At 67.8% G+C, this 416-nt stretch carries 1 protein-coding gene; it reads left to right on the top strand.

Going from position 1 to position 416, the window contains the following annotated elements; genetic code table 11:
• Nucleotides 1-294: NAD(P)/FAD-dependent oxidoreductase (locus tag AX690_RS02910; protein ID WP_197426766.1), on the top strand; the 294-nt coding region annotated here is incomplete at its 5' end.
• Nucleotides 295-416: the final 122 nt, after the last annotated feature.

Consider the following 416-nt stretch of genomic DNA (forward strand, 5'->3'; position numbering starts at 1 on the left):
GAAGAGGCGGCCGGGAAGGGCAATATCGCGGACTGCTCGGACAAGGTGCTGGGCCAGGTGGCCGCCGCGGTCAACGCCTGGACCTTCAAGCCCGTGGGCTCGGAGGGCTATCGAACGGCCGAAGTGACGCTGGGCGGCGTCGACACCGACGATCTGGATTCCCGCACCCTGGAGGCCAAGGCCGTCCCCGGGCTCTACTTCGTGGGCGAGGTGGTCGATGTCACGGGCTGGCTGGGCGGCTATAACTTCCAGTGGGCCTGGGCGTCGGGCTGGTCGGCTGGTCAGGCGGCTTAGCCAAATCCTCCCCCAATGGGGGAGGCGGGCGAAGGCCGGAGGGGGAAGTGCTTTGAGAGCCTGCCTTCTTCCCCCTCCGTCGTCTCTTCGAGCCGACACCTCCCCCGCTAGGGGGAGGATTT

Source organism: Caulobacter sp. CCH9-E1, assembly GCF_001556515.1.
GTDB lineage: Bacteria > Pseudomonadota > Alphaproteobacteria > Caulobacterales > Caulobacteraceae > Caulobacter.